Annotated in this window: 40 protein-coding genes; 16 read left to right on the forward strand and 24 right to left on the reverse strand. The window is 45.5% G+C overall.

The annotated features are described in order from the left end of the window. The first annotated feature begins 2 nt into the window (after positions 1-2). From ABTQ23_RS05340 to ABTQ23_RS05390, 11 genes are all read left to right on the forward strand, one after another. The gene (locus ABTQ23_RS05340) at positions 3-167 is read left to right on the forward strand and encodes a hypothetical protein (protein WP_408614618.1); all 165 of its coding nucleotides are present in this window, start codon (positions 3-5) and stop codon (positions 165-167) included. After that, a complete protein-coding gene (locus tag ABTQ23_RS05345; RefSeq protein WP_408614619.1) occupies positions 164-364 on the forward strand; it encodes a hypothetical protein in 201 nt (66 codons plus the stop codon). The genes ABTQ23_RS05340 and ABTQ23_RS05345 overlap by 4 nt, the downstream gene beginning before the upstream one ends. Next, positions 349-741 carry a hypothetical protein gene (locus ABTQ23_RS05350; protein ID WP_408614620.1) on the forward strand — a complete coding sequence of 131 codons (393 nt, stop codon included), beginning with the start codon at positions 349-351 and terminating at the stop codon, positions 739-741. The genes ABTQ23_RS05345 and ABTQ23_RS05350 overlap by 16 nt, the downstream gene beginning before the upstream one ends. Then, a complete protein-coding gene (locus ABTQ23_RS05355; protein ID WP_408614621.1) occupies positions 725-1,228 on the forward strand; it encodes a hypothetical protein in 504 nt (167 codons plus the stop codon). The genes ABTQ23_RS05350 and ABTQ23_RS05355 overlap by 17 nt, the downstream gene beginning before the upstream one ends. Then, entirely contained in the window at positions 1,228-1,956 is a 729-nt protein-coding gene (locus ABTQ23_RS05360) for a hypothetical protein (protein WP_408614622.1), read from the forward strand. Before ABTQ23_RS05355 ends, ABTQ23_RS05360 begins: the two co-directional genes overlap by 1 nt. Then, positions 1,953-2,567 (forward strand): hypothetical protein, encoded by a 615-nt coding sequence (locus ABTQ23_RS05365; RefSeq protein WP_408614623.1) that lies wholly within the window; start codon positions 1,953-1,955, stop codon positions 2,565-2,567. Before ABTQ23_RS05360 ends, ABTQ23_RS05365 begins: the two co-directional genes overlap by 4 nt. 35 nt (positions 2,568-2,602) lie before the next feature. Further along, on the forward strand, positions 2,603-3,013 hold the full coding sequence (locus ABTQ23_RS05370) for a hypothetical protein (RefSeq protein WP_408614624.1): 411 nt from the start codon (positions 2,603-2,605) through the stop codon (positions 3,011-3,013). A 76-nt stretch (positions 3,014-3,089) separates the two neighbouring features. After that, complete coding sequence (locus ABTQ23_RS05375; protein WP_408614625.1) at positions 3,090-3,341, forward strand: hypothetical protein; 252 nt, start codon at positions 3,090-3,092, stop codon at positions 3,339-3,341. Positions 3,342-3,346: 5 nt separating this feature from the next. After that, positions 3,347-3,487 carry a hypothetical protein gene (locus ABTQ23_RS05380; protein ID WP_408614626.1) on the forward strand — a complete coding sequence of 47 codons (141 nt, stop codon included), beginning with the start codon at positions 3,347-3,349 and terminating at the stop codon, positions 3,485-3,487. Positions 3,488-3,489: 2 nt separating this feature from the next. Further along, positions 3,490-3,666 carry a hypothetical protein gene (locus ABTQ23_RS05385; RefSeq protein ID WP_408614627.1) on the forward strand — a complete coding sequence of 59 codons (177 nt, stop codon included), beginning with the start codon at positions 3,490-3,492 and terminating at the stop codon, positions 3,664-3,666. Beyond that, complete coding sequence (locus ABTQ23_RS05390; RefSeq protein WP_408614628.1) at positions 3,656-3,829, forward strand: hypothetical protein; 174 nt, start codon at positions 3,656-3,658, stop codon at positions 3,827-3,829. Before ABTQ23_RS05385 ends, ABTQ23_RS05390 begins: the two co-directional genes overlap by 11 nt. A 185-nt stretch (positions 3,830-4,014) precedes the next feature. On the opposite strand, the gene ABTQ23_RS05395 is transcribed toward ABTQ23_RS05390, so the two are convergent. Then, positions 4,015-4,425 (reverse strand): DUF3653 domain-containing protein, encoded by a 411-nt coding sequence (locus ABTQ23_RS05395; protein WP_408614629.1) that lies wholly within the window; start codon positions 4,423-4,425, stop codon positions 4,015-4,017. Positions 4,426-4,847: 422 nt separating this feature from the next. Here ABTQ23_RS05395 and ABTQ23_RS05400 point away from each other — a divergent pair, with 422 nt between their 5' ends. Together ABTQ23_RS05400 and ABTQ23_RS05405 are read left to right on the forward strand one after the other, a co-directional pair. Next, complete coding sequence (locus tag ABTQ23_RS05400) at positions 4,848-5,366, forward strand: hypothetical protein (RefSeq protein WP_408614630.1); 519 nt, start codon at positions 4,848-4,850, stop codon at positions 5,364-5,366. Positions 5,367-5,487: 121 nt separating this feature from the next. Further along, positions 5,488-5,946, forward strand: a complete 459-nt coding sequence (locus ABTQ23_RS05405) for a hypothetical protein (protein ID WP_408614631.1) — start codon at positions 5,488-5,490, stop codon at positions 5,944-5,946. Positions 5,947-5,965: 19 nt separating this feature from the next. On the opposite strand, the gene ABTQ23_RS05410 is transcribed toward ABTQ23_RS05405, so the two are convergent. The 22 genes from ABTQ23_RS05410 to ABTQ23_RS05515 all read right to left on the reverse strand — a co-directional run bounded on the left by ABTQ23_RS05410 (position 5,966) and on the right by ABTQ23_RS05515 (position 15,329). Then, positions 5,966-6,157, reverse strand: coding sequence for a hypothetical protein (locus tag ABTQ23_RS05410; RefSeq protein ID WP_408614632.1), 192 nt, complete (start codon positions 6,155-6,157; stop codon positions 5,966-5,968). Beyond that, entirely contained in the window at positions 6,147-6,311 is a 165-nt protein-coding gene (locus tag ABTQ23_RS05415; RefSeq protein ID WP_408614633.1) for a hypothetical protein, read from the reverse strand. Before ABTQ23_RS05415 ends, ABTQ23_RS05410 begins: the two co-directional genes overlap by 11 nt. Before the next feature lie 4 nt (positions 6,312-6,315). Next, positions 6,316-6,456, reverse strand: a complete 141-nt coding sequence (locus ABTQ23_RS05420; protein ID WP_408614634.1) for a hypothetical protein — start codon at positions 6,454-6,456, stop codon at positions 6,316-6,318. Positions 6,457-6,461: 5 nt separating this feature from the next. Then, complete coding sequence (locus ABTQ23_RS05425) at positions 6,462-6,713, reverse strand: hypothetical protein (protein WP_408614635.1); 252 nt, start codon at positions 6,711-6,713, stop codon at positions 6,462-6,464. Positions 6,714-6,789: 76 nt separating this feature from the next. Then, a complete protein-coding gene (locus ABTQ23_RS05430) occupies positions 6,790-7,200 on the reverse strand; it encodes a hypothetical protein (RefSeq protein ID WP_408614636.1) in 411 nt (136 codons plus the stop codon). Positions 7,201-7,232: 32 nt separating this feature from the next. Continuing rightward, positions 7,233-7,769, reverse strand: coding sequence for a hypothetical protein (locus ABTQ23_RS05435; RefSeq protein WP_408614637.1), 537 nt, complete (start codon positions 7,767-7,769; stop codon positions 7,233-7,235). Next, on the reverse strand, positions 7,766-8,419 hold the full coding sequence (locus ABTQ23_RS05440) for a hypothetical protein (protein ID WP_408614638.1): 654 nt from the start codon (positions 8,417-8,419) through the stop codon (positions 7,766-7,768). Before ABTQ23_RS05440 ends, ABTQ23_RS05435 begins: the two co-directional genes overlap by 4 nt. 3 nt (positions 8,420-8,422) lie before the next feature. After that, positions 8,423-8,881 (reverse strand): hypothetical protein, encoded by a 459-nt coding sequence (locus ABTQ23_RS05445; protein ID WP_408614639.1) that lies wholly within the window; start codon positions 8,879-8,881, stop codon positions 8,423-8,425. A 1-nt stretch (position 8,882) separates the two neighbouring features. Beyond that, positions 8,883-9,092 (reverse strand): hypothetical protein, encoded by a 210-nt coding sequence (locus tag ABTQ23_RS05450; RefSeq protein ID WP_408614640.1) that lies wholly within the window; start codon positions 9,090-9,092, stop codon positions 8,883-8,885. Further along, positions 9,089-9,253, reverse strand: coding sequence for a hypothetical protein (locus ABTQ23_RS05455; RefSeq protein ID WP_408614641.1), 165 nt, complete (start codon positions 9,251-9,253; stop codon positions 9,089-9,091). The genes ABTQ23_RS05450 and ABTQ23_RS05455 overlap by 4 nt, the downstream gene beginning before the upstream one ends. Position 9,254: 1 nt before the next feature. Further along, positions 9,255-9,533, reverse strand: coding sequence for a hypothetical protein (locus ABTQ23_RS05460; protein ID WP_408614642.1), 279 nt, complete (start codon positions 9,531-9,533; stop codon positions 9,255-9,257). A 9-nt stretch (positions 9,534-9,542) separates the two neighbouring features. Continuing rightward, a complete protein-coding gene (locus ABTQ23_RS05465) occupies positions 9,543-10,385 on the reverse strand; it encodes a major capsid protein P2 (RefSeq protein ID WP_408614643.1) in 843 nt (280 codons plus the stop codon). A gap of 275 nt (positions 10,386-10,660) precedes the next feature. Beyond that, the gene (locus ABTQ23_RS05470; RefSeq protein WP_408614644.1) at positions 10,661-11,119 is read right to left on the reverse strand and encodes a type II toxin-antitoxin system death-on-curing family toxin; all 459 of its coding nucleotides are present in this window, start codon (positions 11,117-11,119) and stop codon (positions 10,661-10,663) included. Continuing rightward, positions 11,116-11,274, reverse strand: a complete 159-nt coding sequence (locus tag ABTQ23_RS05475) for a hypothetical protein (protein ID WP_408614645.1) — start codon at positions 11,272-11,274, stop codon at positions 11,116-11,118. The genes ABTQ23_RS05470 and ABTQ23_RS05475 overlap by 4 nt, the downstream gene beginning before the upstream one ends. Before the next feature lie 53 nt (positions 11,275-11,327). Continuing rightward, entirely contained in the window at positions 11,328-12,050 is a 723-nt protein-coding gene (locus ABTQ23_RS05480; RefSeq protein WP_408614646.1) for an ATP-binding protein, read from the reverse strand. Beyond that, positions 12,047-12,523, reverse strand: coding sequence for a hypothetical protein (locus ABTQ23_RS05485; RefSeq protein WP_408614647.1), 477 nt, complete (start codon positions 12,521-12,523; stop codon positions 12,047-12,049). Before ABTQ23_RS05485 ends, ABTQ23_RS05480 begins: the two co-directional genes overlap by 4 nt. Next, on the reverse strand, positions 12,508-12,807 hold the full coding sequence (locus ABTQ23_RS05490; protein WP_408614648.1) for a hypothetical protein: 300 nt from the start codon (positions 12,805-12,807) through the stop codon (positions 12,508-12,510). The genes ABTQ23_RS05485 and ABTQ23_RS05490 overlap by 16 nt, the downstream gene beginning before the upstream one ends. Positions 12,808-12,818: 11 nt before the next feature. Continuing rightward, positions 12,819-13,046 (reverse strand): hypothetical protein, encoded by a 228-nt coding sequence (locus tag ABTQ23_RS05495; protein WP_408614649.1) that lies wholly within the window; start codon positions 13,044-13,046, stop codon positions 12,819-12,821. 14 nt (positions 13,047-13,060) lie between these two features. Further along, positions 13,061-14,641 carry a rolling circle replication-associated protein gene (locus ABTQ23_RS05500; protein ID WP_408614650.1) on the reverse strand — a complete coding sequence of 527 codons (1,581 nt, stop codon included), beginning with the start codon at positions 14,639-14,641 and terminating at the stop codon, positions 13,061-13,063. Next, complete coding sequence (locus tag ABTQ23_RS05505; RefSeq protein ID WP_408614652.1) at positions 14,638-14,847, reverse strand: hypothetical protein; 210 nt, start codon at positions 14,845-14,847, stop codon at positions 14,638-14,640. Before ABTQ23_RS05505 ends, ABTQ23_RS05500 begins: the two co-directional genes overlap by 4 nt. Beyond that, positions 14,840-15,076 (reverse strand): hypothetical protein, encoded by a 237-nt coding sequence (locus ABTQ23_RS05510; protein WP_408614653.1) that lies wholly within the window; start codon positions 15,074-15,076, stop codon positions 14,840-14,842. The genes ABTQ23_RS05505 and ABTQ23_RS05510 overlap by 8 nt, the downstream gene beginning before the upstream one ends. After that, positions 15,066-15,329, reverse strand: coding sequence for a hypothetical protein (locus ABTQ23_RS05515; RefSeq protein WP_408614654.1), 264 nt, complete (start codon positions 15,327-15,329; stop codon positions 15,066-15,068). Before ABTQ23_RS05515 ends, ABTQ23_RS05510 begins: the two co-directional genes overlap by 11 nt. Positions 15,330-15,526: 197 nt before the next feature. Between ABTQ23_RS05515 and ABTQ23_RS05520 the strand changes: the two genes are divergently transcribed. Further along, entirely contained in the window at positions 15,527-15,784 is a 258-nt protein-coding gene (locus ABTQ23_RS05520; protein ID WP_408614656.1) for a helix-turn-helix domain-containing protein, read from the forward strand. 12 nt (positions 15,785-15,796) lie between these two features. Next, positions 15,797-16,063: a hypothetical protein gene (locus ABTQ23_RS05525; RefSeq protein ID WP_408614657.1), complete on the forward strand. Its 267-nt coding sequence runs from the start codon at positions 15,797-15,799 to the stop codon at positions 16,061-16,063. Positions 16,064-16,408: 345 nt separating this feature from the next. Here ABTQ23_RS05525 and ABTQ23_RS05530 read toward each other — a convergent pair whose 3' ends face one another. Then, the gene (locus tag ABTQ23_RS05530) at positions 16,409-16,639 is read right to left on the reverse strand and encodes a hypothetical protein (protein ID WP_408614659.1); all 231 of its coding nucleotides are present in this window, start codon (positions 16,637-16,639) and stop codon (positions 16,409-16,411) included. An 879-nt stretch (positions 16,640-17,518) separates the two neighbouring features. On the opposite strand from ABTQ23_RS05530, the gene fnr reads away from it, so the two are divergent. Next, on the forward strand, positions 17,519-18,259 hold the full coding sequence (fnr, locus tag ABTQ23_RS05535; protein ID WP_408614660.1) for a fumarate/nitrate reduction transcriptional regulator Fnr: 741 nt from the start codon (positions 17,519-17,521) through the stop codon (positions 18,257-18,259). The last annotated feature ends 108 nt before the right edge of the window (positions 18,260-18,367 follow it).

Genomic DNA, 18,367 nt, shown 5'->3' on the forward strand with positions numbered 1-18,367 from the left:
TTATGCCGCTTCTCATTCCATTTATGTTGTTAGGCTCCGGCGGTGTTGCCGGGTTCCTTGGCGGCTTGTTCGCCGGGGATACAGCCAGCAGCTTGGCACACGCTCTGATGTGGTTGGTCGTTGTGGCCGTCATTGCTTTTTTTGTTTATCAGAAGGTGATCGCATGAGTAGCCCATTTTCAGCACTAAAAAGCTTTACCAACTCCGGCCAATTTGGCGGGAACGCAGGCCCGGCAACAACCGGGATGATGTATGGCGGCGGCGCTACAACTGCCGGGGTGCAATTTGGCAACTCCGGGTTAAGTGGTTGGTGGTTGATTGTCGCGGCGTTAATTGGCGTGGTGGGTGTATGGCTGTTCAAGTAATTCAAATTCCTTGGACGTCTGACCTTGAGCCACAACTGAGCCGGGCATTAGGTGAGTATTTACCGGATATTCGCGAAGAAGTGGCGCAGGGCACTTGCCAGTTATTTCAGGTAGGCGAATGCCTTGCCGTGACTCGTTGCGAAGGCACCCGAACCGGGCGCGAACTGGTCGGCGTGGCTTTAGTGGGCCACAACGCCAAAGCAGCAGTCAAAGCCATCGAGCGTATTGCCATTGCGAACCACTGCGACACCGCGCGCATTCACTGCCAGAACCCAGCTATTGCACGGCTCTACCGTCAAACCGGGCAAGACTGGCACGAAGTCGAGCGCGTTTACCGTTTAGATTTAACTGAGGTGAAACATGGGCGGACACAGTAAAAGCAGTAGCGCCAGCACCCAAAACACCACGACCTATAACATCGCCGCTGATGGCGACAATAAAGGCGTGATGGTCGGCGGGAACAACAACACAATCACCTATTCCGACCAAGGCGCAATTGATGCCGCGGGAAAAATGGCGAGCCAAGCGTTTCAAACCACGCAATCAGCCATTGATGCGGTCAAGGATAGCCAAGATAACGCGCTGGATTTTGGCAAGTATTCGTTAAACAGCGCATTAGATTATGGTGAGGATGCTTTAAAGCAAGTCACCAGTAGCAACCAGCAAGCTTTGCAAATGATGCAGGCATTGCAAGGACAACAAACCGCCAATAGTGCCCAGCAGATACAGGCGTTAAATAATTTAGCCAAATCACAAAGCACGGACGGCGGCACAGAACTCTTAAGCACGGTAAAACAAATCGTCTTAATTTTGTCGATTGTGGCCGGGGGTAGTGTGGTGATTTCAATGTGGGGGCGTAAGTAATGCGAATTACTCGGACATTACAACCGAACGAACGGGCCGAACTCATTGCAGAGGGGGAATTTGTCTACCTTCGCGCAGCCAACGCCCCGATTGATGTGCAGGTGAATAACCAAACACCAATTACATTGGACGTTCGCGACCAAATCCAAACAGCGGCCATTGATTCGCTGATTGTGATCAACCGTAGCAATGATGCGAACCCGATTACATTAGAAGTCGGTCACGGGCGCTTTGTTTCTTCAGGGGATGGTCGCTCAATTGCGATTAATAATTTCCCAACGCTGATGCACGTTGAACAAGTTGGCCCGGTTCGCATTGATAACTGGCCAAATCAACAAGCAGTGAGTGTGGCTAATTGGCCCAGTTCGCAGAACGTAAGCATTGCCAACTGGAAAAGTGTTCAAGCGGTCAAACAATCTGGCGACTGGACAGCAACCATTGCTAATTTGCCCGATGTGCAAAAAGTAAGTGTACAGAACCAGCCCGCCGCACCCAGCGCAATGAATAGTGATGTGATCACCATTGCCAGCGGGGCGGGCACTGTCACTAAAAACTCAAAACGTAGCAAAGTGATCTTAAAGGCTTCAACCAGTAATAAAGCGGATATCAGCATTAATAAATTCCCACTTTCAGCGGGAGACATGATCACGTTAAGCACAACTGCTGCACTGGCTTTAACGGGCACCGATGGCGACCAACTTTTTTATATTGAGGACGTTCAAGCATGAGCGAATTAATTCTGCCTTCTGGCAGTTCACGCAACAAAATTGAAGTGTTGGCCGAAGCTTTGAACTGGCTTCACGATACGAGCTTGGTTGATTTGCAAAACCAAATCACTACGCTGCAGAAAAGTATAGCCAGTGCTGGCAGCTCTGATGATAGCGGCCCAGTAGTGAAACTGTTTCACCCTAAACCTACTTATTTAAGCAGTGGCACCAATGGCTATGGTTCGAATGAAGCGCCAACGACTTATCGTCCAGGCGATTTGATTGCACGTAATGATGATTATTCGATTAAACCAACCATGATAATTATGGATTTGTCATCGCTTAGCGTGATTGCACACGAATTTGTTTTTGAATTTCGCTCTCGAAAATCAGGGCCATTACCGGATGGAAATGCCAATGAACCTTGGTTCACGGGCCTGAACACCAAAACAGGCACCATGAAACCTGTCACGTTATCCAGCTATATCCAGAATCTGCGCAAGAAACTTTGGAAAATGGATAACTATTCAATGCCGCCTGTGCTGACGTTCGAAACGTCCAAAGAGGCTGATAGCTGGAACGCTGTGAGCGGTGTCTTGAGCTATCAAGAAATTCCGCAGAATCAGTCATAACCATGAAACCGTTATTTTGGTTAGGAGTGTTAACCATGGGAACCGCTGTTCTTTATAGCAGTTTACCGCGCGGGGTTCGCAATAATAACCCGCTGAATATTCGCAAGGGCCAAAGCTGGAACGGCTTAGCCCCGGTGCAGCTGGATAGCAATTTTGACACGTTCGTGACACCGCTTTATGGATTCCGGGCTGCGGCTCGGATTATTAAAGGCGCATATCACCAACGCGGCGTAATTACCTTACAACAGGTGATCACGGAATGGGCACCGCCGAGTGAGAACCCGACGACCCAATACATTGAATTTGTCGCGGACAAAGCGCAAATCAGCCCGGCAGATGATGCCGTTGATTACTTACCGCGCGTTCTCTGGGCCATGGCCCAATATGAACAAGGTGCGGATTATTACGGCTTAGCCATGGCTGAGCAAGGAGCGAAACTCGCATGATTTTTCAATTAATCCTGTCAGTGCTGAGCGGCTTAATCACGCTGGCATTAGGCAAAACTTTAGGAATTGTTTAACGATGAATATCAAACCCAATGAACTATTAAACCAGTGGTCAACTTGGCGTGGTCTGGCTCTTACCGCAGCGAGTGTATTAGGAGCGCCAGCGGCAGCCATTGCGGCAGGTGGGCACGTTTTATCACTTGTTCCAAGTATCGTGACGGCTGGCATCGGTTTATTTGATGCGTTTCGTGATGAAAACAAAGCCGCGAAACCTCAAGTCAACGAACCGGATGCAGCCAAAGAGCAGGGCGCTAGTAAAGGGAAATAGGGCTTATGTTAGGCACCAGTAGCACCATTGCATTTGACCCTGACAAACCGTTTCGGTTGGTTATTGATGTAGGCTCAAAGCTCATTATTTTGGCCGTGATTGGGGCCATTGCAGTGATTGTATTGGGCAAAGTCATTAAGGGGTAAGCATGGACGAACTATTACGAACCTTGGGCGCGATCGGCTTTACCCCTCAAGACGTCATCATGATGGCATTATTTGCCTCAAACTGGCGGCTTAACTTCAAAATGGATAAACGGCTCACGCGTCTTGAGATTAAAGACAACTTAAAAGAGAAATTAGCAGAGGCTAATCATGGCAAATAAAAATCATGCCACTTATCAAAGTGGCCCGAAAAAAGGCAAGCTAAAACCGGGTTTTCGCTATGGCAAAAATGGCCGTATTATTCAGGCTAAAAAAGCGAAAAAACGCCGTCATACAAGCCCGGCGAAGAAAATAGAGAAGAAATTCCTTAGTTTCTTTAAATAAAGGCCGTAACGGCCTTTTTTTGTAGGTTTTCGCGTTTAGATATCGTGATATGAAGCCAAAAAGTTTGGATAAAATAGAAAGATAGCTAAATGGGAATAACCTATTTTATGGTAAATAAGACTCATTATTGTTAAATACGATATGTGGCGAAATCCGGCATTATGGGAGAATAGCACCGAGTTCATTTAAATTTTTCCTGTTAATTCAACAACAACGCCGTCTTTGTCTTTATTAACCCATTTAGGCACCCAAGCATCATGACGGTCATTTAACCAACGTTCAACCAACCGATATTGTGGTAAATTGAATGCTCTGCAGATTTGCCGTAATTCCTGTGGCGTGATTTCTAAGCCATCAGGCGTATAGAGCAAGCCGTTATAGATTCTAAAATCCTCCCAGCCAATTGAGCATGGCATAAAACCAGCCTGAACAACATCAAGCAATCTCTTAGCATGCACAGGAACTTGATCACGCTGCCACCAATCGCGTGCAGTGCGTGGCGGAATACCGAAGAACTCGCCGAGCTCTTTAGCATTAGCGAAATAATTACGAAGAAATTTACCGTTGAAATCAGGGAACCGTTGAGAATTTCTCATAGGGAACGCCTCCTATAAAACGTGACCCAAATCACAAAAAATGAAATATACGAAAAATAATTTATGTACTTTTTAGCTGAAAAGTACGGATTTCTAATTCTTGGGAAAATGAGCCTTAGAAAGGTTAAAACACAATTAACTAACGAGCGGGTAAGAATACAGCCCCGAACCCTTGTAAACTGTGGCCTCGATCATGCGGCAAGATAATTATTCGTAACCTATTGATTTATAAGGATTCACAAATAATCAATTTAACATAATATACATTATGCGAAATTGCATTTTTGAGGATTTGGAGTGTTATGTTTTCGGCGAGTTCAAAGTTTAGAATCTCTTTAGCTTTCAAAATGTTGCCTCTCATAAATTGGGATACCTAATTTCAATTTATGTGATCTATATCACAATTTATTTGAGGTTAAATTATGCCTAAAAGAAACAGAAAGTATAAACCCGGAGCTAAACGCTATGACATTTTCAGAGAGATGATGAAATGTAACTACGGCGGTTTACTAAATGAAGTCACCGATATGATGCTCAAGAATTTATTTGATTCGATGGATGAAGCCGCCCAATATTTTGGTGTGAATAAATCCACGTTGCATCGTTGGCGAACCACTGGCAAGTGGCCGGTAATGGCTCTGCGGTTATTGCTCATTATGCACCGTGGCTATTTACCAACATCCAATGATTGGGCGCGCTGTGTTATCCGCAAAGAACGCGGCACCAATCCCAAACGCGAACCCATCCATTTATTGTATATTCCCGGATTTACTACAGGTTTTCGCCCTGAAGATGTCCGCTGGCACATTATGCTTAAATCGCACTATGAACGATTAGTTGAAGCTGAAAAACAGGCTCTACAAGCCCAAAAAGAAGCTCAGGAACGGCGCGGCAAATTTAACGTGATTCAAGGTGGTAAACTTTGGAAAAAAATAGATTAGCTTAAGACTTCCGATACACCCGGGTGGCTAACTGGGTGTATCTTTCCAAACAATTTTCAACCGACTGATTTGTTTACTACTATAAAAATAGTACTAATGTTCTTTAAGGAAAGGAATAGACATGAATCTACAAAGGAATTTAATCTGTTTATCGTTGGTCATCGGTTTATCAGCTTGTGCCAGTTATCAGGAAAAACCCTATACTCCTGTAATGAGAGACTTTGCAATATCAAGCTCTCCAGCTAAAGCCTACGATAAGGCTGTTGATTGTGCAACTCGCGTGATTTCAGTTCCATCCGTCGGTCAATTTTTTCAATATGAATCAAGTCAAAATCAGCGTTTTATCGTAAATTATAATTTTGATTTTAGCGGCCCTTGGGGTTTAACGTCATATAAAGGCCGGGCTAATTTTCGTGTGAATGTCGATGGCAATCATCTACATTCAGAAATTACAAATCCGCAATATTATATCCCTTCATCTAATCATCCAGAGCAACTTCGCGCTAGCTGGATGATTGATAATGTCACTAAAACATCGACTGAAATGCTTGATATGTTTGGATCTTGTTTTAATAAATAAAAAAGGCCGAACCGGCCTTTTAAAATAGATTTAATAGCTTGCGTTCGGCGCGTTTCGCTTTGCGCTTAAACACTGATAAAGTGCTGGCTTTGCGCTTTTTGGCGGTAGTACGTGATTTCACGATTCTGCCGCCTTTGGCGTACCGATAACCGGGTTTTAATTTCCCTTTGTTTTTGCCACTTTGATAAGTGCCCTGCTTTTTACTTGCCATGCTCAGCCTCTCTGAGTTTGTCTTTAATTTCCAGACGGGTTAACCGCTTGTCCATTTTTGTCGATAGACGCCAGTTCGCCGCGAACAGTGCCATCATAATGACGTCCTGCGGCGTGAATCCGAGCGCGCCTAATGTCCTTAAAATCTCGTCCATGTTGTTAACCCTTAATGACTTTGCCTAACACCAGAACCGCAATGGCCCCAATCACGGCCAAAATAATGAGTTTTGAACCCACATCAATGACCAGGCGAAAGGGTTTGTCAGGGTCAAACGCAATGGTGCTACTGGTGCCTAACATAAGCCCTATTTCCCTTTACTAGCGCCCTGCTCTTTGGCTGCATCCGGTTCGTTGACTTGCGGTTTCGCGGTTTTGTTTTCATCGCGAAACGCATCAAATAAGCCGATGCCAGCCGTCACGATACTTGGAACAAGTGATAAAACGTGGCCGCCTGCCGCAATGGCTGCCGCTGGTGCACCTAAGACACTGGCCGCAGTAAGTGCCAGACCGCGCCAAGTTGACCACTGGTTTAATAGTTCATTGGGTTTGATATTCATCGTTAAACAACTCCTAAAGTTTTGCCTAATGCCAGCGTGATTAAGCCGCTCAGCACTGACAGGATTAATTGAAAAATCATGCGAGTTTCGCTCCTTGCTCAGCCATGGCTAAGCCGTAATAGTCCGCGCCTTGTTCATATTGAGCCATGGCCCAGAGAACGCGCGGCAAGTAATCAACGGCATCATCTGCCGGGCTGATTTGCGCTTTGTCCGCGACAAATTCAATGTATTGGGTTGTCGGGTTTTCACTCGGCGGTGCCCATTCGGTGATCACTTCTTGTAAGGTAATCACGCCGCGTTGGTGATACGCGCCTTTGATAATCCGAGCCGCCGCCCGGAACCCATAAAGCGGCGTCACGAACGTGTTAAAACTGCTATCCAGTTGCACCGGGGCCAAGCCGTTCCAGCTTTGGCCCTTGCGAATATTCAGCGGGTTATTGTTGCGAACCCCGCGCGGTAAACTGCTATAAAGAACAGCGGTTCCCATGGTTAACACTCCCAACCAAAATAATGGTTTCATTAGCTTAAGACCGGGGTCACAACCAACTCAGCGTTCAAGATGGTGGGTTTATCCGTACTATTGACGTAATTCAGCAAGACAAAGCCGGTGCAGTTGTAATTATTTAAATCCGCCGCATTGCTGCCATCGGGCGCGCGGCCTTGTAAATCGGTTTTGTAGTCATTCAATATGCCGGTGAAACTGGCCGTTTCGTTGCTGTTGTTATTGGATAAATCACCGCTGCTGCTCATGGTGAATTGCTCAATCACATTAAATTGGATCATGTCGTCCCGCAGCGTATCCAATCGACCGCTAAACGTGGCATGAATATTCATCGGGTATGAGTCAAATGTGGCGGGTTGGCTTTCCACCGCGGCAAAGTTCGGAGCACCACTCGTTGCCGTTGGCATCGGATAGGTTTCTGTTGGGGTATCATCTTCTTCACCGGGAATAACCATCGTTGGATTAGCAATAATCAGATTATCGAGATAATCCGCCAGATATTCGATTTTGTTTCGGCTGCTGCCACTGGGTAGCATTACATGTTGTCGGCTCATGCGCTGACATCCTCTAAACAATAAATTTTGTCACCATCGGTGCCGGTAAACGAGAGCGCACCGGTGCTGCTTAACGTGATCACTTCGCCTTTGGATAATGGGTAATCGTCCAGTAATACATCGGCGCTATTGCTGGCATCCGCTTTTAAGATCACTTTGCTGCGCTGGGTGTTCTTTTCTAAGGTGCCAGCCCCGTTGGCTAACGTGATCACCGTGCTCAGGTGGTCGCTATTGTCATTGCTCACACTCACCACAAAATCACCGGATTGCTTCACCGCTTGCACGCTTTTCCAGTTGGCAATGCTCACGGTTTGTGAACTGGGCCAATTGGCAATTTTGACCGGTTCATACTGGGTGACTTGTTGAATCGCGGGCCAGTTACCCACAACAACCTGATGGCCACTATTGGAGGGTGAAAACGAGCCATAACCAATTTCAATCACAACCGGGTTCAGTTGGTTACTGGTGTTTTCAACCACCAAGGTTTTCATCGAGTCGCTTTTAATTTGGTCGTACTGGGCCAAGGTAATGGGCAACGCCCCGTCAATCTGCACCTGAATCGGCGCGGAGGCCGTATGCAGATAGACAAATTGCCCCTGCACATTAAATTCTGTGCGTTGGTTGGGCTGTAACGTTTCATAAATTCGCATTGGTTACCCCTTGCGCCATGCCACAACCACTACGGCCACACCAATGACCGCGGCAATGACCATGACCATCTGTTTAATGCTGCTCAATAGTTCGGTGGCACCGCCGCTGCTTTCAGAGCTGGCAAGCTGTGACAAAATTTGCATCTGTTGTGCATTGGTATTGGTTTGCTTGGCCTGCAATGCGCTTAAGGTTTGCAAGTTACTGTTGTAGCCACTGGAAACGGCATTTAACGCCGCGTTCCCAAAATCAAGCGCGCTATCGGTCGCATCTTCGGAGTTATCCAGCGCGGCTTGCGCCAACTGCATGGATTTAGACACGGCATCATGGTCGGTATAGGTCACCGTGTTACCACTGCCCGATACCATCACGCCGTTGTTGTCACCGTCTGCGCCTTGATTGTAGGTATTGGTGGTTTGATTGTTAGTGGTGCTGCTATGGCTACTGCCGCCAAATAATCCCATGCTAGCCCCCTACCCAATTGACAAGCCAATACCCGGCAAGCGCCAGTAATACGGCAGCAATTAACCACCAACCGCTCATGCCTTGGTTGCCAAAGGTTAAGCCGCCCACACTGGTGCCACCGCCATAGATAGCCCCCGAGGTCGTCGGGCCGGTACTGCCGCCCATGGTGCCGGAGTTCGTCAGGCTTTTTAGCGCGGATAATGCACTCATGCGATCACCTTCTGATAAACAAAGAACGCCAATACCCCAATCACAACCAGCCACATGAGCGCATGCGCGAGACTGTCCGCCGTATCACCGGCAAACAGGCCGCCAAAGAATCCAGCAACACCGCCAGAACCCAACATGACTAATGGAATGAGTAATGGCATATCAAAGCACCTTCACGAGAATGACCAAAATCACCAGAATGAATAACGCAATCGCGCCCCACATCAGGTAAGTGGTGGTCGTACTGGATAGAATCGGGGTGCCGTCCGGTTGTTGGGCCGCTGTGGTGCTAGTGCTGTAGTCATCCGGGTTGGCCGAATTTTTTAACCCGGCCCCGGTGGCGTAGGCATCCGCAGCGGTATTGGCGACACTGGTCACTGAATCAATGACTTTGTCCCAAATGGATTCGCCGCTGTCATCAACGGCTGCTGTATTCGCCATGGTGCCCCCTTACGCAGTTGGCAATTGAACGACTTGCACTAGCTGCTGTAATACGGTGATTGGCCCGGCACTGGTTTTGGTCAGTTTAAAATCCAGTGAATTACTGGCGTTCGTGGATAGTTTGCCATCCGCGCCAAAGCCATATTCCAGAAAATCGACCGGGAAAAAGCCGTCCGGGGCTTCTTTCCCCAAGCGCGCCAAGTCAAAGGCGTTGTCATCGCGGTCGAGCTGAAATTCAATTTTGTTATCACGAATGATTTCAAGGCGGGTAATGTCATCGGCATCACAGCTCAACAGCATGCGGCGAATGAACAAATACGGACTGCGCTCTTTGTATTCGTGGGATAACTGGCCGCCCGTTGGGTGGCTCCATGTATCGGTTTTTAAGCGGGGCAAAAAGTAGCGCACCGGTTGTGCGTTGGTCATTTTAGCGCGAGCACTTAAGGTTGGAATATCTGCATCACCATCTTGTTTGCCGTCAAATTCCACATACAGAAACACAATATCGGATGCGGTGGTGACTAACGCACATTCAGCCACGCCAGTTTTAGTGCGCAGTGAAAAGTCAGCGAACGGCAACACCAGTCGGTTGTCTTCGGTGTAAATTTTACGGAGTTTATCCAGTGCATAAATCTGCGCCGGAGTGATGTTAATGATTTCTTCCCCGTTCAGGGTCATGGTCACGCGGCGAATACGTTTGACCGCATTCGATTTGAGCTCAATTTCCTGATAAACCGGGCCGCTGGTGAGCTGTAGGTTGGCTTTTGCGCCGTAGCCTACGCCGTTAAACGGGTTTAACTCCCGAGTTTTGGGGTTAAATAAAGCGGTAATTGTATTGGTAGTGGTTGCCATGGGTACGAGTTCCTTCAATCAGTGAGATAGAAAATCGGTAAAAAGCGCTTAGCCTTTTACAAGATCGCCTAAAGAATCGACGTGATTGACGGCGTAAATTGCAGCGAGTGCCACAACAAACGATAAACCGCCCACAATAGCCAGTGATTTGTAGTCCATGTTGGTTCCTTGTCAGAGTCCAGATAATAAAAAACGCTTGATGGGATGTACCCTAGCTCAAGCGTTTTGGAAACTGTCAAGGTTTTATTTGATATTTTAAGAAGGCTCGATTTCTTTTATTTTTTAAACAATGAGGCAATTTCTGATATAGCATATACAGCACCAACAGTTAAATACCCCAGAGCTAATATTTCGCTTAGTTGCTTCGCTGAAATTTTTCCTATAGCAACTTTAACCATTGTATCTGCTATAAACGAATCGCTATTGTAATAGTCCATGAATGATTGGTCATCAGGAACAGGAAAGCCGTTGTTATGTAGAACGCTGAACATAGCTACAAAAGCGGTGCGCTTATTTGCATCGACAAACGCGTGCCCTCTCGCTATCGCTTCCCCGTAATGCGCGGCAAGTTCAAACGCATTGTCAATTTGGCCGTATAATGTCTGATTATCAACACGACCAACAACGGCTTCTAATTTTTCGAAATGGACTCCAGCGAGGCCTGCGCCATTTGCAAGTATAGAATCATGAATTTCGATAAGATCATCGACATCTAAAAAATATAAGTCACTCATCGATTTTCAAGCTGCTTAAGTGTACCAGCGTGATTTTTCTGAATTAATTTAATACTTTCACGTAGCTTATCTTTGGGAACACGCTTAAATGTAGATTCTTGAGCCTTGCGAATTTCAATTGCTCTTTCTAAAAGTTTTCTAGGATCTTCACTCATGTTCAACCTCCCCTTATAACTAATTCCATTTTATACGAAATCAGCAAAGAATGTTAACAATATGCAACCCCATCAAACCGCCCTGCTCGATTAAATTTCATGGGTTTCCCATTACTGGCCCGGATAAAACGCGGGGTTCCGTCATCCCAAAGTTTTCCTTTGGCCCCTTTAAAGTCTACATGCCCACGAACGACTATTCCCCGATTGGCTGTCCATTGAAAAAACTTAAGCGGTTCGCGTGGGATCTCTTCCATGGGAACACCAAGTTTTTTGGCAATGTAATAGGCGTCATCATCCGTGCCATGTTGGGCTACATGGACAAAGTTAGCACTGTTTAACAAGGACTTGTCAACTTCTTGACCGCGTTGAACGGTTCCTACCACTAACGGGCCAAAGGCCATGGATTGATTAATCAATCGATTCCATGCGCCATCGGCTTTGCCTGCATTGGTTACGCTCGCCAGTTCTTCGCAAATAATCATGGCTTCTTTCTGGTGGTTCCAGTTAAACGCACAGTCACAAAAAAACAAGAAGTCGCTTTTCGAAATCCCCATATAGTTAATTTTTGCCGGGCCGGTTGCTGCTTTGAGCATGTCCAGCAGTTCGCGGCGAGTATTGGCTTGCTCGAACCCTAATTCAAGGTGATATTCGCCTTTAGGGTCGTACACAAGCACACGCGTCCATTTTTCTGAAATGCGTTTAACGGGTACTGATTTTCCTGACCGGGTAATGCCTAAAAATAGGGCCATGTTGCCATTGGTGCGAATACTGCTCATGCGGTTTGCTCCTGTTCGTGATTATCATCGTTGGCGGCGGGTTGTTGTTTCATGCTTTCACGTTGGCTGGCTTTGGCGGTTCGATAGGCAATGGCAAAGCTTGCGGTGGCGGTCACGGCTGCAATTTCAACTTTGTATTTTTCTAACAGGCCAAAAACGCCCATTTCTGGAAAATATTTCAACATTAAATCGGCGTAGGCATCCCCTAACCCATCAAAAACCGGTTCTGGTAGGGTGACTTTCCCCACCATTTGCGTGGCCGCTTTCATGGTGCGAGCAATCGCGGCTTTGGTCAGCAATCGTTTTTGCCCTTCGTCCATCATTGGTTCTGGTTGGTCTTCCAATGGTTCGGGGTCGAACTCGGGTTGCTCGGCTTGGGGTTCGGGTTCGGCGGGTGTCACTTTGTGTTCTTCTTCAATTCGTGCCCATTCACGAGCCACGGTTTCCTCGCTGGTGTCTACTTGGTTTCGCATGATTTCGCCTTTTTGAATACAGAGAATCGGATAACACCGGCTTTTTTAGCCCGTTGTGCCGGGGTTTCTAATGCGCTTGGGGTCGGTACTGGCGAACCGCCGTCATTGGCGGCTTCGCTCGGAAAACTACCGAGCAATTGTGAGAGGTATTTTTGCCCCCGATTGCTTTGCATCTTGTACACGCCCAAAGGCCCGGTCATATACAGCTTGCCCCGGCCATCTTTCCAGATTTGTGCGGGTTCGTGGGTGATTGGGTCTGCCACTTCCTTGAGTAAAACGCCCATGGTTTGCGCTCCTATTGTTCGGCCAGTTCAGCCAACTTTGCGGCCATCACTTCGGTGATTTGGTCTTGCACTTCGAGTAAATCCGAAATAATCCGAGCCATCGGCACAAAATTACTAAAATCACCCGATAACATCAGCCCGGCAATCCCCCCTGATGGCAGTTTGAAATTCGCTTTTAATCGTACAAGCTCGGCGGTTAAGGCGCGTTTTTTAGCTAATAGTTGCGGTAGTTGTTCCATTGTTCAGTCCTTGGTTAAGGTTGGTATGCGTAGTTTTCCCACGCGACCACATCGGCCATGGTTCCGGCATCTAAGGTGATCACTTCGTGGGTGGTATGAAACCAATGAAACCCGGCCCACTCATTGGCTTTGCGCCAGATACGCCGAGCGCGTTTGATCCATTCAATTTTGGCATCGCGGTCGAGGTGACTTTGATACGGGTTTTCAGGTTCAGTGGCACGCCAGCCTCGCCGGGCAATGGCCCACGAAATAAAATTGGTGATTCTGGCTTGCCCTTTCATGGTGATTTGATATTCATCCGCGCGCGCTTGGCGACTGCGAATTTTTTGATAGCCGCTTCTCATCGTTGTGGTGAGTTGTTCCAAGCGCGCTTTTAATTTTTCAGCGGTTTGGAAGCGTCTTTGCTTTTGCGCAATCATGTAAGCGCGTTTTTTCTGGGCGAGTTGGTCTTTCGCATCATGAATTTGTGCCCGAGTCGGGGCATCTTCCCAGCGCCATCGGTCGCGCAGTTCGTTGATGATGGCTGTCATATTGTCGGCGTAAAAGCTGGCGATACATTCCCATTTAGGGGCGCGAGCTGATTTGGATATGCTGTAACGATTGCCACGAATAACCCCTTGGTTATTCTTGCTGTTTTTGCCCTTGGCAATGTAGCCCAACGCTTTGATGAGATATCCAGCGGCGGCCTCGGCACTATGAATGCGTTTCAAATTCGCCATGCCTTGGCCCCATAATCGTTCGATGCGATACGCCCAGGAGTGAAAAAGATATTCGTCTACCGTCCAGCGCAATAAGACATGGCAATGCGGGTTAATCTCGCGTGTTTTCCCTTTGGGGCATTCTGCGCACCAGATGTAATCAAAATCATCTTTGTGGGCGGTTTCTTCTGGGAGGCACTCCGCGCCGTAAATGTCATAGCCATTTTTATGACCAATCACATCATGAGCCATAGCAAACCCGCGTTTATACATCTTTTTGGCATTATCAAAAAATCGCGAGACCTCTTTGCCAATGGTGGTATCACCGGATTGAATGCGCTCGCAAGCATCATTGTCAAACGTCAGGGTTAAAAACGTGGTAAATCCCCCGCGAACGGCTTGCACAAATGCGCCTGATTCCATAATTTTTCGCGCGCCTGCGCTGGAAAGTTCGGAGGTTTCCCGTTCGCCGCTGTTTTCTTCGGGCGGGATAGAAACAGAAGTTTGAGCTTCCACGCGAACCCGGTATTCATCCGACCAATTCCGGTAATACAACCGGGCACGAGCGCCAAGGCTAAATGAGCCAATCTCCCCGGTTTCCTCGTCTACGTTTCGGGGAATATCTCCACGGGCATCGAAATGGGGTGAAAAGGGCTGTGTCTGACTTTTGCGCCTCTGGACTAGCCTACTGTCCTCCGCCTTCGGCGGCGCTGCGCGGCTGTCCCGTTGTAGGCTTCCACGGATGAGCCGTTCCAGCTTCAATTGTTCTGCCCGGGCATCAAAAACCGGGCCTTTTGGTTCGGGAATTTTGGGTAATACTTCGGGGTGATACTCACCACCAAAAAAAGCCGGTTCAAGACCGGCAACTGCTTGGCTAAGGATATGAGGATCAATCATGACTGTCCCTCAGCTAACGAAGAAAACTGATGGGCAACTAACTCCAGTTCATTGATTGTGTTTCGCAATATCGGACGTAATTTGTCATTGAGGTTACTATCAGAGAGTTCATCCGCCTGAGTGTCTAACTCTCTCACTTCTTTTCGGATGACGTCTTCTAAAATAAGAGCACTGGAGCCACTAATTTCTAATATTAACTTAGGCATGGTTTCCCCCTTGAGAGGCCCAACCACCTAATGCGTGTAAATCTTCAAGAAGGCATAACCGGTGCTCAAGACGGGATTGGCTAGCGCGGCCTTCGCACAATTTTTGGCGAAGTGCGGCGCAGTGTTCTAAACCTTTGCGGCGTTGTTCATCGCTTAAGGTATGTTCGCCGGGCAGAATGCCCGACCATGTATGATCTTTTCTAGGAATAGGCGCTAAATTACTGTGCATTTTCATCGCCTCCAACTGCTACTTGAGAAAAGGCTTCAATTGCTTTGTCCAGTCGGTTACTGGCGGCTTTTATGCCGATGATTGCTAATTCAACGTCTTCAACTTCTGCAGCGTGTTCTGGTTGCGCGCGTAACTTTTCCATTTCTACTTTTAACGCTTCCGCTTGTTCTAACGTCTGTAACTGACAATTTGCCAATAAATCTATGAGATTACTTAGTACAGCGAATTGAGCGATTGTAATTTGTTCAGCCATGTTTCTATCCCCTGTTGTTAGTTGTGCGCTGTTAGTGTGCCGAAGCACTGCCGGGAACGGGTTGCGATTGGAGGATGCGACCGCGTCCCGGCCTAACAACAAATCAAGCATAGTCACCTTCAAGGGTGTGCACAACTAGTTAGGTGTTCGTTGTGTATTCAAAAAAACTCGCTAAACTGTCTTTGGAGGGTGCAAAAATGTCTACAACAATTGATTTACTCGAAGATTTAAAGTCAGAGCGGGACTTGGTTAGTGACTATAAAGTTGCTAAATATCTCGATGTTACTCAACAAACCGTCTCTAAGTGGCGAAATGGTGCATCTATGTCTGCTGACATGGCTTTTCGAATTGCAGAGGATCTTGGACTAGATATTGATGCTGTTTATCTGTCTTTGCTTATAGACAAAGCTAAAAGTGATAAAGAAAAAGACGTCCTAAAAAGACTTAGCGCATAAGTGGTTTTATACATGGAATCTTTAACAACAACAGACCTGTTAGATAGATTTAAAAACAGCTTAACGCCTTGTTCTGACTACCATGTGGCGAAATATTTAGGTATCACTCATCAAACTGTTTCTAAATGGCGAGGTGGCAAACAGATGTCTTTTAAATATGCATTACAAATAGCAGATGAACTAAAATTGGATGTCCCTTTTGTTTATATGTCACTGCTAATTGAACGAGCGAAAACAGACAGAGAACGCCAAATTTTAAAAAGTTTTTTGTCGGAGTAAAAATTTATTCCCTAAAAATTTACTCGATTTAGTGGGTTGCATTTTGCAACGTGGCTTAAAAGTCGATTAATCCATTATTTATCAATATGTTAAGGTGGATTTCCCCTATTGACATAAATATACATTATGCGAAATTGTATTTTACGCGATATAAGATAGAATGCTGAAAGCCTTGGTGTGTTATGAATTATCACATGCTGGTACTTCATTTTATGCTTATCGTTTTCTGTTAACTAACAATCGATTAATTCAGCTTCAATAATTGAATCATCGTCGACTTTGCCAGCGCTCGCTAATTCATCACTGAGTTGTTCAAGTTCAGAGTATTGAACTTGCGCTGGAACTTCACTTGATGTTGTACTTTCTTTCTAAACGTAAGAACTCGTGCTCAATGTTACTGATGACATTAGCCGTGCGATGATCGTCGTATTCTTCGATATTTTTTAGCATCGTAAATATCCGTGAGATAATTGCAAACATGACTAATACATCATCGTCTTCTAAATTGTCTGAATCAAGCTGTACAATGGCTTTATGTTTTAAGAACATCAGTTGATCTTTGAGTTGTTCATCCATAACGAAGCCTTGATTTCTCGAGCAATCTTGAACCAGTAAATTCACCCAATTCCCTTTTATAAGCTTAGATGAAAATTATAAGCTTAGATGAAAATCTTAACTTTTAGGGTTCGCTAACCAAAGAAAGACACAAACGAAATAAGCTTTCCAAAGCCAAACCACGTTGGCTAATAATGCAGATCTCATCTTGATATACTCTGCGAGCAGCAACATTATGTAACCAGCTATAGCGCTTAATTAGAAGATCAGCTCAATTGATAGAAATACCAATAAAATCATTAAGAAGTTTATGTGTACTATTTTAATATAAAAACCAAAATAACCTTGTTTTAACTATGGCTATTTAAATACAATTAGTTTACGTTTTTTAACGTTCGTTAGAAGAAATTTGATCACTAACCATTGGATTTATATTTATTGATAGTTTCTATTTATCAATAAATGGTTACGTACTTTAATAAAGTAAAACGACCTCATATTTTATAAAAACGAGATATTTATCACTGTTTTTATTTTTTAATGCGAAAACCGTCATGTACGGGATAAATAACTTTTTTTGGGCAGGTTTTCCTCAGAATAAAAATTATCTTTCTGTTGCTATTTCAACTGGTTATATTTTTGTTCCGTTTTATAATCGAATGAATCAATAGCTCTGTTCAAAATGGATAATATATTGTGTATTTTGAATACATTTCTTGCGAACCTGTTACTTTTTTTTAACTTTTAAAATACTTGCCTCCTCTATTGATTCTCATGTATTGTTCGAGCTCTAGTCGAAATGGGCTCATCTAAAGTTATAAGTAAAATACTTTTTTATCTATGAAAGTAATTTGAAAAATAGTAAACTTGATTTGAGTCAAAACGGATGGTCGAGTTGCTATGAGTGTTAACCACAGACATAACCGAATCCAAACTGGCGGATGTGAAATTCATTGTCAAGAATGCAGCATAGCCCAGTTATGTATCCCATATTCCCTCAATGAAACTGAGTTAGACCGCTTAGATCGAATTATCGAGCGTAAAAAGCCGATTCAAAAAGGTGAAGAGTTGTTCGCAGCTGGCGAACCGATGCGCTGTTTATATGCTATTCGCTCGGGAACAATTAAAACGTACACTATCACTGAGCAAGGTGATGAGCAGATTACTGGTTTTCAATTAGCTGGAGACTTGGTTGGATTTGATGCTATTAATCGCGGAATCCACCCAAGCTTTGCCCAAGCACTGGAAACTTCGATGGTTTGTGAAATTCCTTACGAAGTTTTAGATGACCTGTCATCAGCGATGCCGAAATTGCGCCATCAAATGATGCGCCTGATGAGTAATGAGATTTGCGGCGACCAAAATATGATCTTGCTGCTAAGTAAGAAAAATGCAGAAGAGCGCTTGGCTGCTTTTATTTTTGGTTTATCTAATCGCTTTGCTCAACGCGGATTCTCCCCTCGGGAATTTCGTTTAACCATGACCCGCGGTGATATTGGTAACTACTTAGGACTAACGGTTGAAACGATTAGTCGATTGTTAGGTCGTTTCCAAAAATCAGAATTGATTAACGTTAAAGGTAAATACATTACTATCGTTAATCATGATCAGCTCGCAGAGTTAGCTGGAGCGAAAAAGTAGTCATATTATTGACCTAGTTCTGTTCTTTGAGCTAGGTCGCTTTCATCCCCCCATGTTTTAGCTAACCTGAGAGTATCGTTCATTAAGCCCTTTAATAAGGAGCATATT

Source organism: Celerinatantimonas sediminis, assembly GCF_046054195.1.
Lineage (GTDB): Bacteria > Pseudomonadota > Gammaproteobacteria > Enterobacterales > Celerinatantimonadaceae > Celerinatantimonas.

What these genes read in the sequence shown, in the direction of transcription:
- ABTQ23_RS05340 (WP_408614618.1), top strand. Translation starts at nt 3, where the DNA reads ATGCCGCTTCTCATTCCATTTATGTTGTTAGGCTCCGGCGGTGTTGCC.
- ABTQ23_RS05345 (WP_408614619.1), top strand. Translation starts at nt 164, where the DNA reads ATGAGTAGCCCATTTTCAGCACTAAAAAGCTTTACCAACTCCGGCCAA.
- ABTQ23_RS05350 (WP_408614620.1), top strand. Translation starts at nt 349, where the DNA reads ATGGCTGTTCAAGTAATTCAAATTCCTTGGACGTCTGACCTTGAGCCA.
- ABTQ23_RS05355 (WP_408614621.1), top strand. Translation starts at nt 725, where the DNA reads ATGGGCGGACACAGTAAAAGCAGTAGCGCCAGCACCCAAAACACCACG.
- ABTQ23_RS05360 (WP_408614622.1), top strand. Translation starts at nt 1,228, where the DNA reads ATGCGAATTACTCGGACATTACAACCGAACGAACGGGCCGAACTCATT.
- ABTQ23_RS05365 (WP_408614623.1), top strand. Translation starts at nt 1,953, where the DNA reads ATGAGCGAATTAATTCTGCCTTCTGGCAGTTCACGCAACAAAATTGAA.
- ABTQ23_RS05370 (WP_408614624.1), top strand. Translation starts at nt 2,603, where the DNA reads ATGGGAACCGCTGTTCTTTATAGCAGTTTACCGCGCGGGGTTCGCAAT.
- ABTQ23_RS05375 (WP_408614625.1), top strand. Translation starts at nt 3,090, where the DNA reads ATGAATATCAAACCCAATGAACTATTAAACCAGTGGTCAACTTGGCGT.
- ABTQ23_RS05380 (WP_408614626.1), top strand. Translation starts at nt 3,347, where the DNA reads ATGTTAGGCACCAGTAGCACCATTGCATTTGACCCTGACAAACCGTTT.
- ABTQ23_RS05385 (WP_408614627.1), top strand. Translation starts at nt 3,490, where the DNA reads ATGGACGAACTATTACGAACCTTGGGCGCGATCGGCTTTACCCCTCAA.
- ABTQ23_RS05390 (WP_408614628.1), top strand. Translation starts at nt 3,656, where the DNA reads ATGGCAAATAAAAATCATGCCACTTATCAAAGTGGCCCGAAAAAAGGC.
- ABTQ23_RS05395 (WP_408614629.1), bottom strand. Translation starts at nt 4,425, where the DNA reads ATGAGAAATTCTCAACGGTTCCCTGATTTCAACGGTAAATTTCTTCGT.
- ABTQ23_RS05400 (WP_408614630.1), top strand. Translation starts at nt 4,848, where the DNA reads ATGCCTAAAAGAAACAGAAAGTATAAACCCGGAGCTAAACGCTATGAC.
- ABTQ23_RS05405 (WP_408614631.1), top strand. Translation starts at nt 5,488, where the DNA reads ATGAATCTACAAAGGAATTTAATCTGTTTATCGTTGGTCATCGGTTTA.
- ABTQ23_RS05410 (WP_408614632.1), bottom strand. Translation starts at nt 6,157, where the DNA reads ATGGCAAGTAAAAAGCAGGGCACTTATCAAAGTGGCAAAAACAAAGGG.
- ABTQ23_RS05415 (WP_408614633.1), bottom strand. Translation starts at nt 6,311, where the DNA reads ATGGACGAGATTTTAAGGACATTAGGCGCGCTCGGATTCACGCCGCAG.
- ABTQ23_RS05420 (WP_408614634.1), bottom strand. Translation starts at nt 6,456, where the DNA reads ATGTTAGGCACCAGTAGCACCATTGCGTTTGACCCTGACAAACCCTTT.
- ABTQ23_RS05425 (WP_408614635.1), bottom strand. Translation starts at nt 6,713, where the DNA reads ATGAATATCAAACCCAATGAACTATTAAACCAGTGGTCAACTTGGCGC.
- ABTQ23_RS05430 (WP_408614636.1), bottom strand. Translation starts at nt 7,200, where the DNA reads ATGGGAACCGCTGTTCTTTATAGCAGTTTACCGCGCGGGGTTCGCAAC.
- ABTQ23_RS05435 (WP_408614637.1), bottom strand. Translation starts at nt 7,769, where the DNA reads ATGAGCCGACAACATGTAATGCTACCCAGTGGCAGCAGCCGAAACAAA.
- ABTQ23_RS05440 (WP_408614638.1), bottom strand. Translation starts at nt 8,419, where the DNA reads ATGCGAATTTATGAAACGTTACAGCCCAACCAACGCACAGAATTTAAT.
- ABTQ23_RS05445 (WP_408614639.1), bottom strand. Translation starts at nt 8,881, where the DNA reads ATGGGATTATTTGGCGGCAGTAGCCATAGCAGCACCACTAACAATCAA.
- ABTQ23_RS05450 (WP_408614640.1), bottom strand. Translation starts at nt 9,092, where the DNA reads ATGAGTGCATTATCCGCGCTAAAAAGCCTGACGAACTCCGGCACCATG.
- ABTQ23_RS05455 (WP_408614641.1), bottom strand. Translation starts at nt 9,253, where the DNA reads ATGCCATTACTCATTCCATTAGTCATGTTGGGTTCTGGCGGTGTTGCT.
- ABTQ23_RS05460 (WP_408614642.1), bottom strand. Translation starts at nt 9,533, where the DNA reads ATGGCGAATACAGCAGCCGTTGATGACAGCGGCGAATCCATTTGGGAC.
- ABTQ23_RS05465 (WP_408614643.1), bottom strand. Translation starts at nt 10,385, where the DNA reads ATGGCAACCACTACCAATACAATTACCGCTTTATTTAACCCCAAAACT.
- ABTQ23_RS05470 (WP_408614644.1), bottom strand. Translation starts at nt 11,119, where the DNA reads ATGAGTGACTTATATTTTTTAGATGTCGATGATCTTATCGAAATTCAT.
- ABTQ23_RS05475 (WP_408614645.1), bottom strand. Translation starts at nt 11,274, where the DNA reads ATGAGTGAAGATCCTAGAAAACTTTTAGAAAGAGCAATTGAAATTCGC.
- ABTQ23_RS05480 (WP_408614646.1), bottom strand. Translation starts at nt 12,050, where the DNA reads ATGAGCAGTATTCGCACCAATGGCAACATGGCCCTATTTTTAGGCATT.
- ABTQ23_RS05485 (WP_408614647.1), bottom strand. Translation starts at nt 12,523, where the DNA reads ATGCGAAACCAAGTAGACACCAGCGAGGAAACCGTGGCTCGTGAATGG.
- ABTQ23_RS05490 (WP_408614648.1), bottom strand. Translation starts at nt 12,807, where the DNA reads ATGGGCGTTTTACTCAAGGAAGTGGCAGACCCAATCACCCACGAACCC.
- ABTQ23_RS05495 (WP_408614649.1), bottom strand. Translation starts at nt 13,046, where the DNA reads ATGGAACAACTACCGCAACTATTAGCTAAAAAACGCGCCTTAACCGCC.
- ABTQ23_RS05500 (WP_408614650.1), bottom strand. Translation starts at nt 14,641, where the DNA reads ATGATTGATCCTCATATCCTTAGCCAAGCAGTTGCCGGTCTTGAACCG.
- ABTQ23_RS05505 (WP_408614652.1), bottom strand. Translation starts at nt 14,847, where the DNA reads ATGCCTAAGTTAATATTAGAAATTAGTGGCTCCAGTGCTCTTATTTTA.
- ABTQ23_RS05510 (WP_408614653.1), bottom strand. Translation starts at nt 15,076, where the DNA reads ATGCACAGTAATTTAGCGCCTATTCCTAGAAAAGATCATACATGGTCG.
- ABTQ23_RS05515 (WP_408614654.1), bottom strand. Translation starts at nt 15,329, where the DNA reads ATGGCTGAACAAATTACAATCGCTCAATTCGCTGTACTAAGTAATCTC.
- ABTQ23_RS05520 (WP_408614656.1), top strand. Translation starts at nt 15,527, where the DNA reads ATGTCTACAACAATTGATTTACTCGAAGATTTAAAGTCAGAGCGGGAC.
- ABTQ23_RS05525 (WP_408614657.1), top strand. Translation starts at nt 15,797, where the DNA reads ATGGAATCTTTAACAACAACAGACCTGTTAGATAGATTTAAAAACAGC.
- ABTQ23_RS05530 (WP_408614659.1), bottom strand. Translation starts at nt 16,639, where the DNA reads ATGGATGAACAACTCAAAGATCAACTGATGTTCTTAAAACATAAAGCC.
- fnr (WP_408614660.1), top strand. Translation starts at nt 17,519, where the DNA reads ATGAGTGTTAACCACAGACATAACCGAATCCAAACTGGCGGATGTGAA.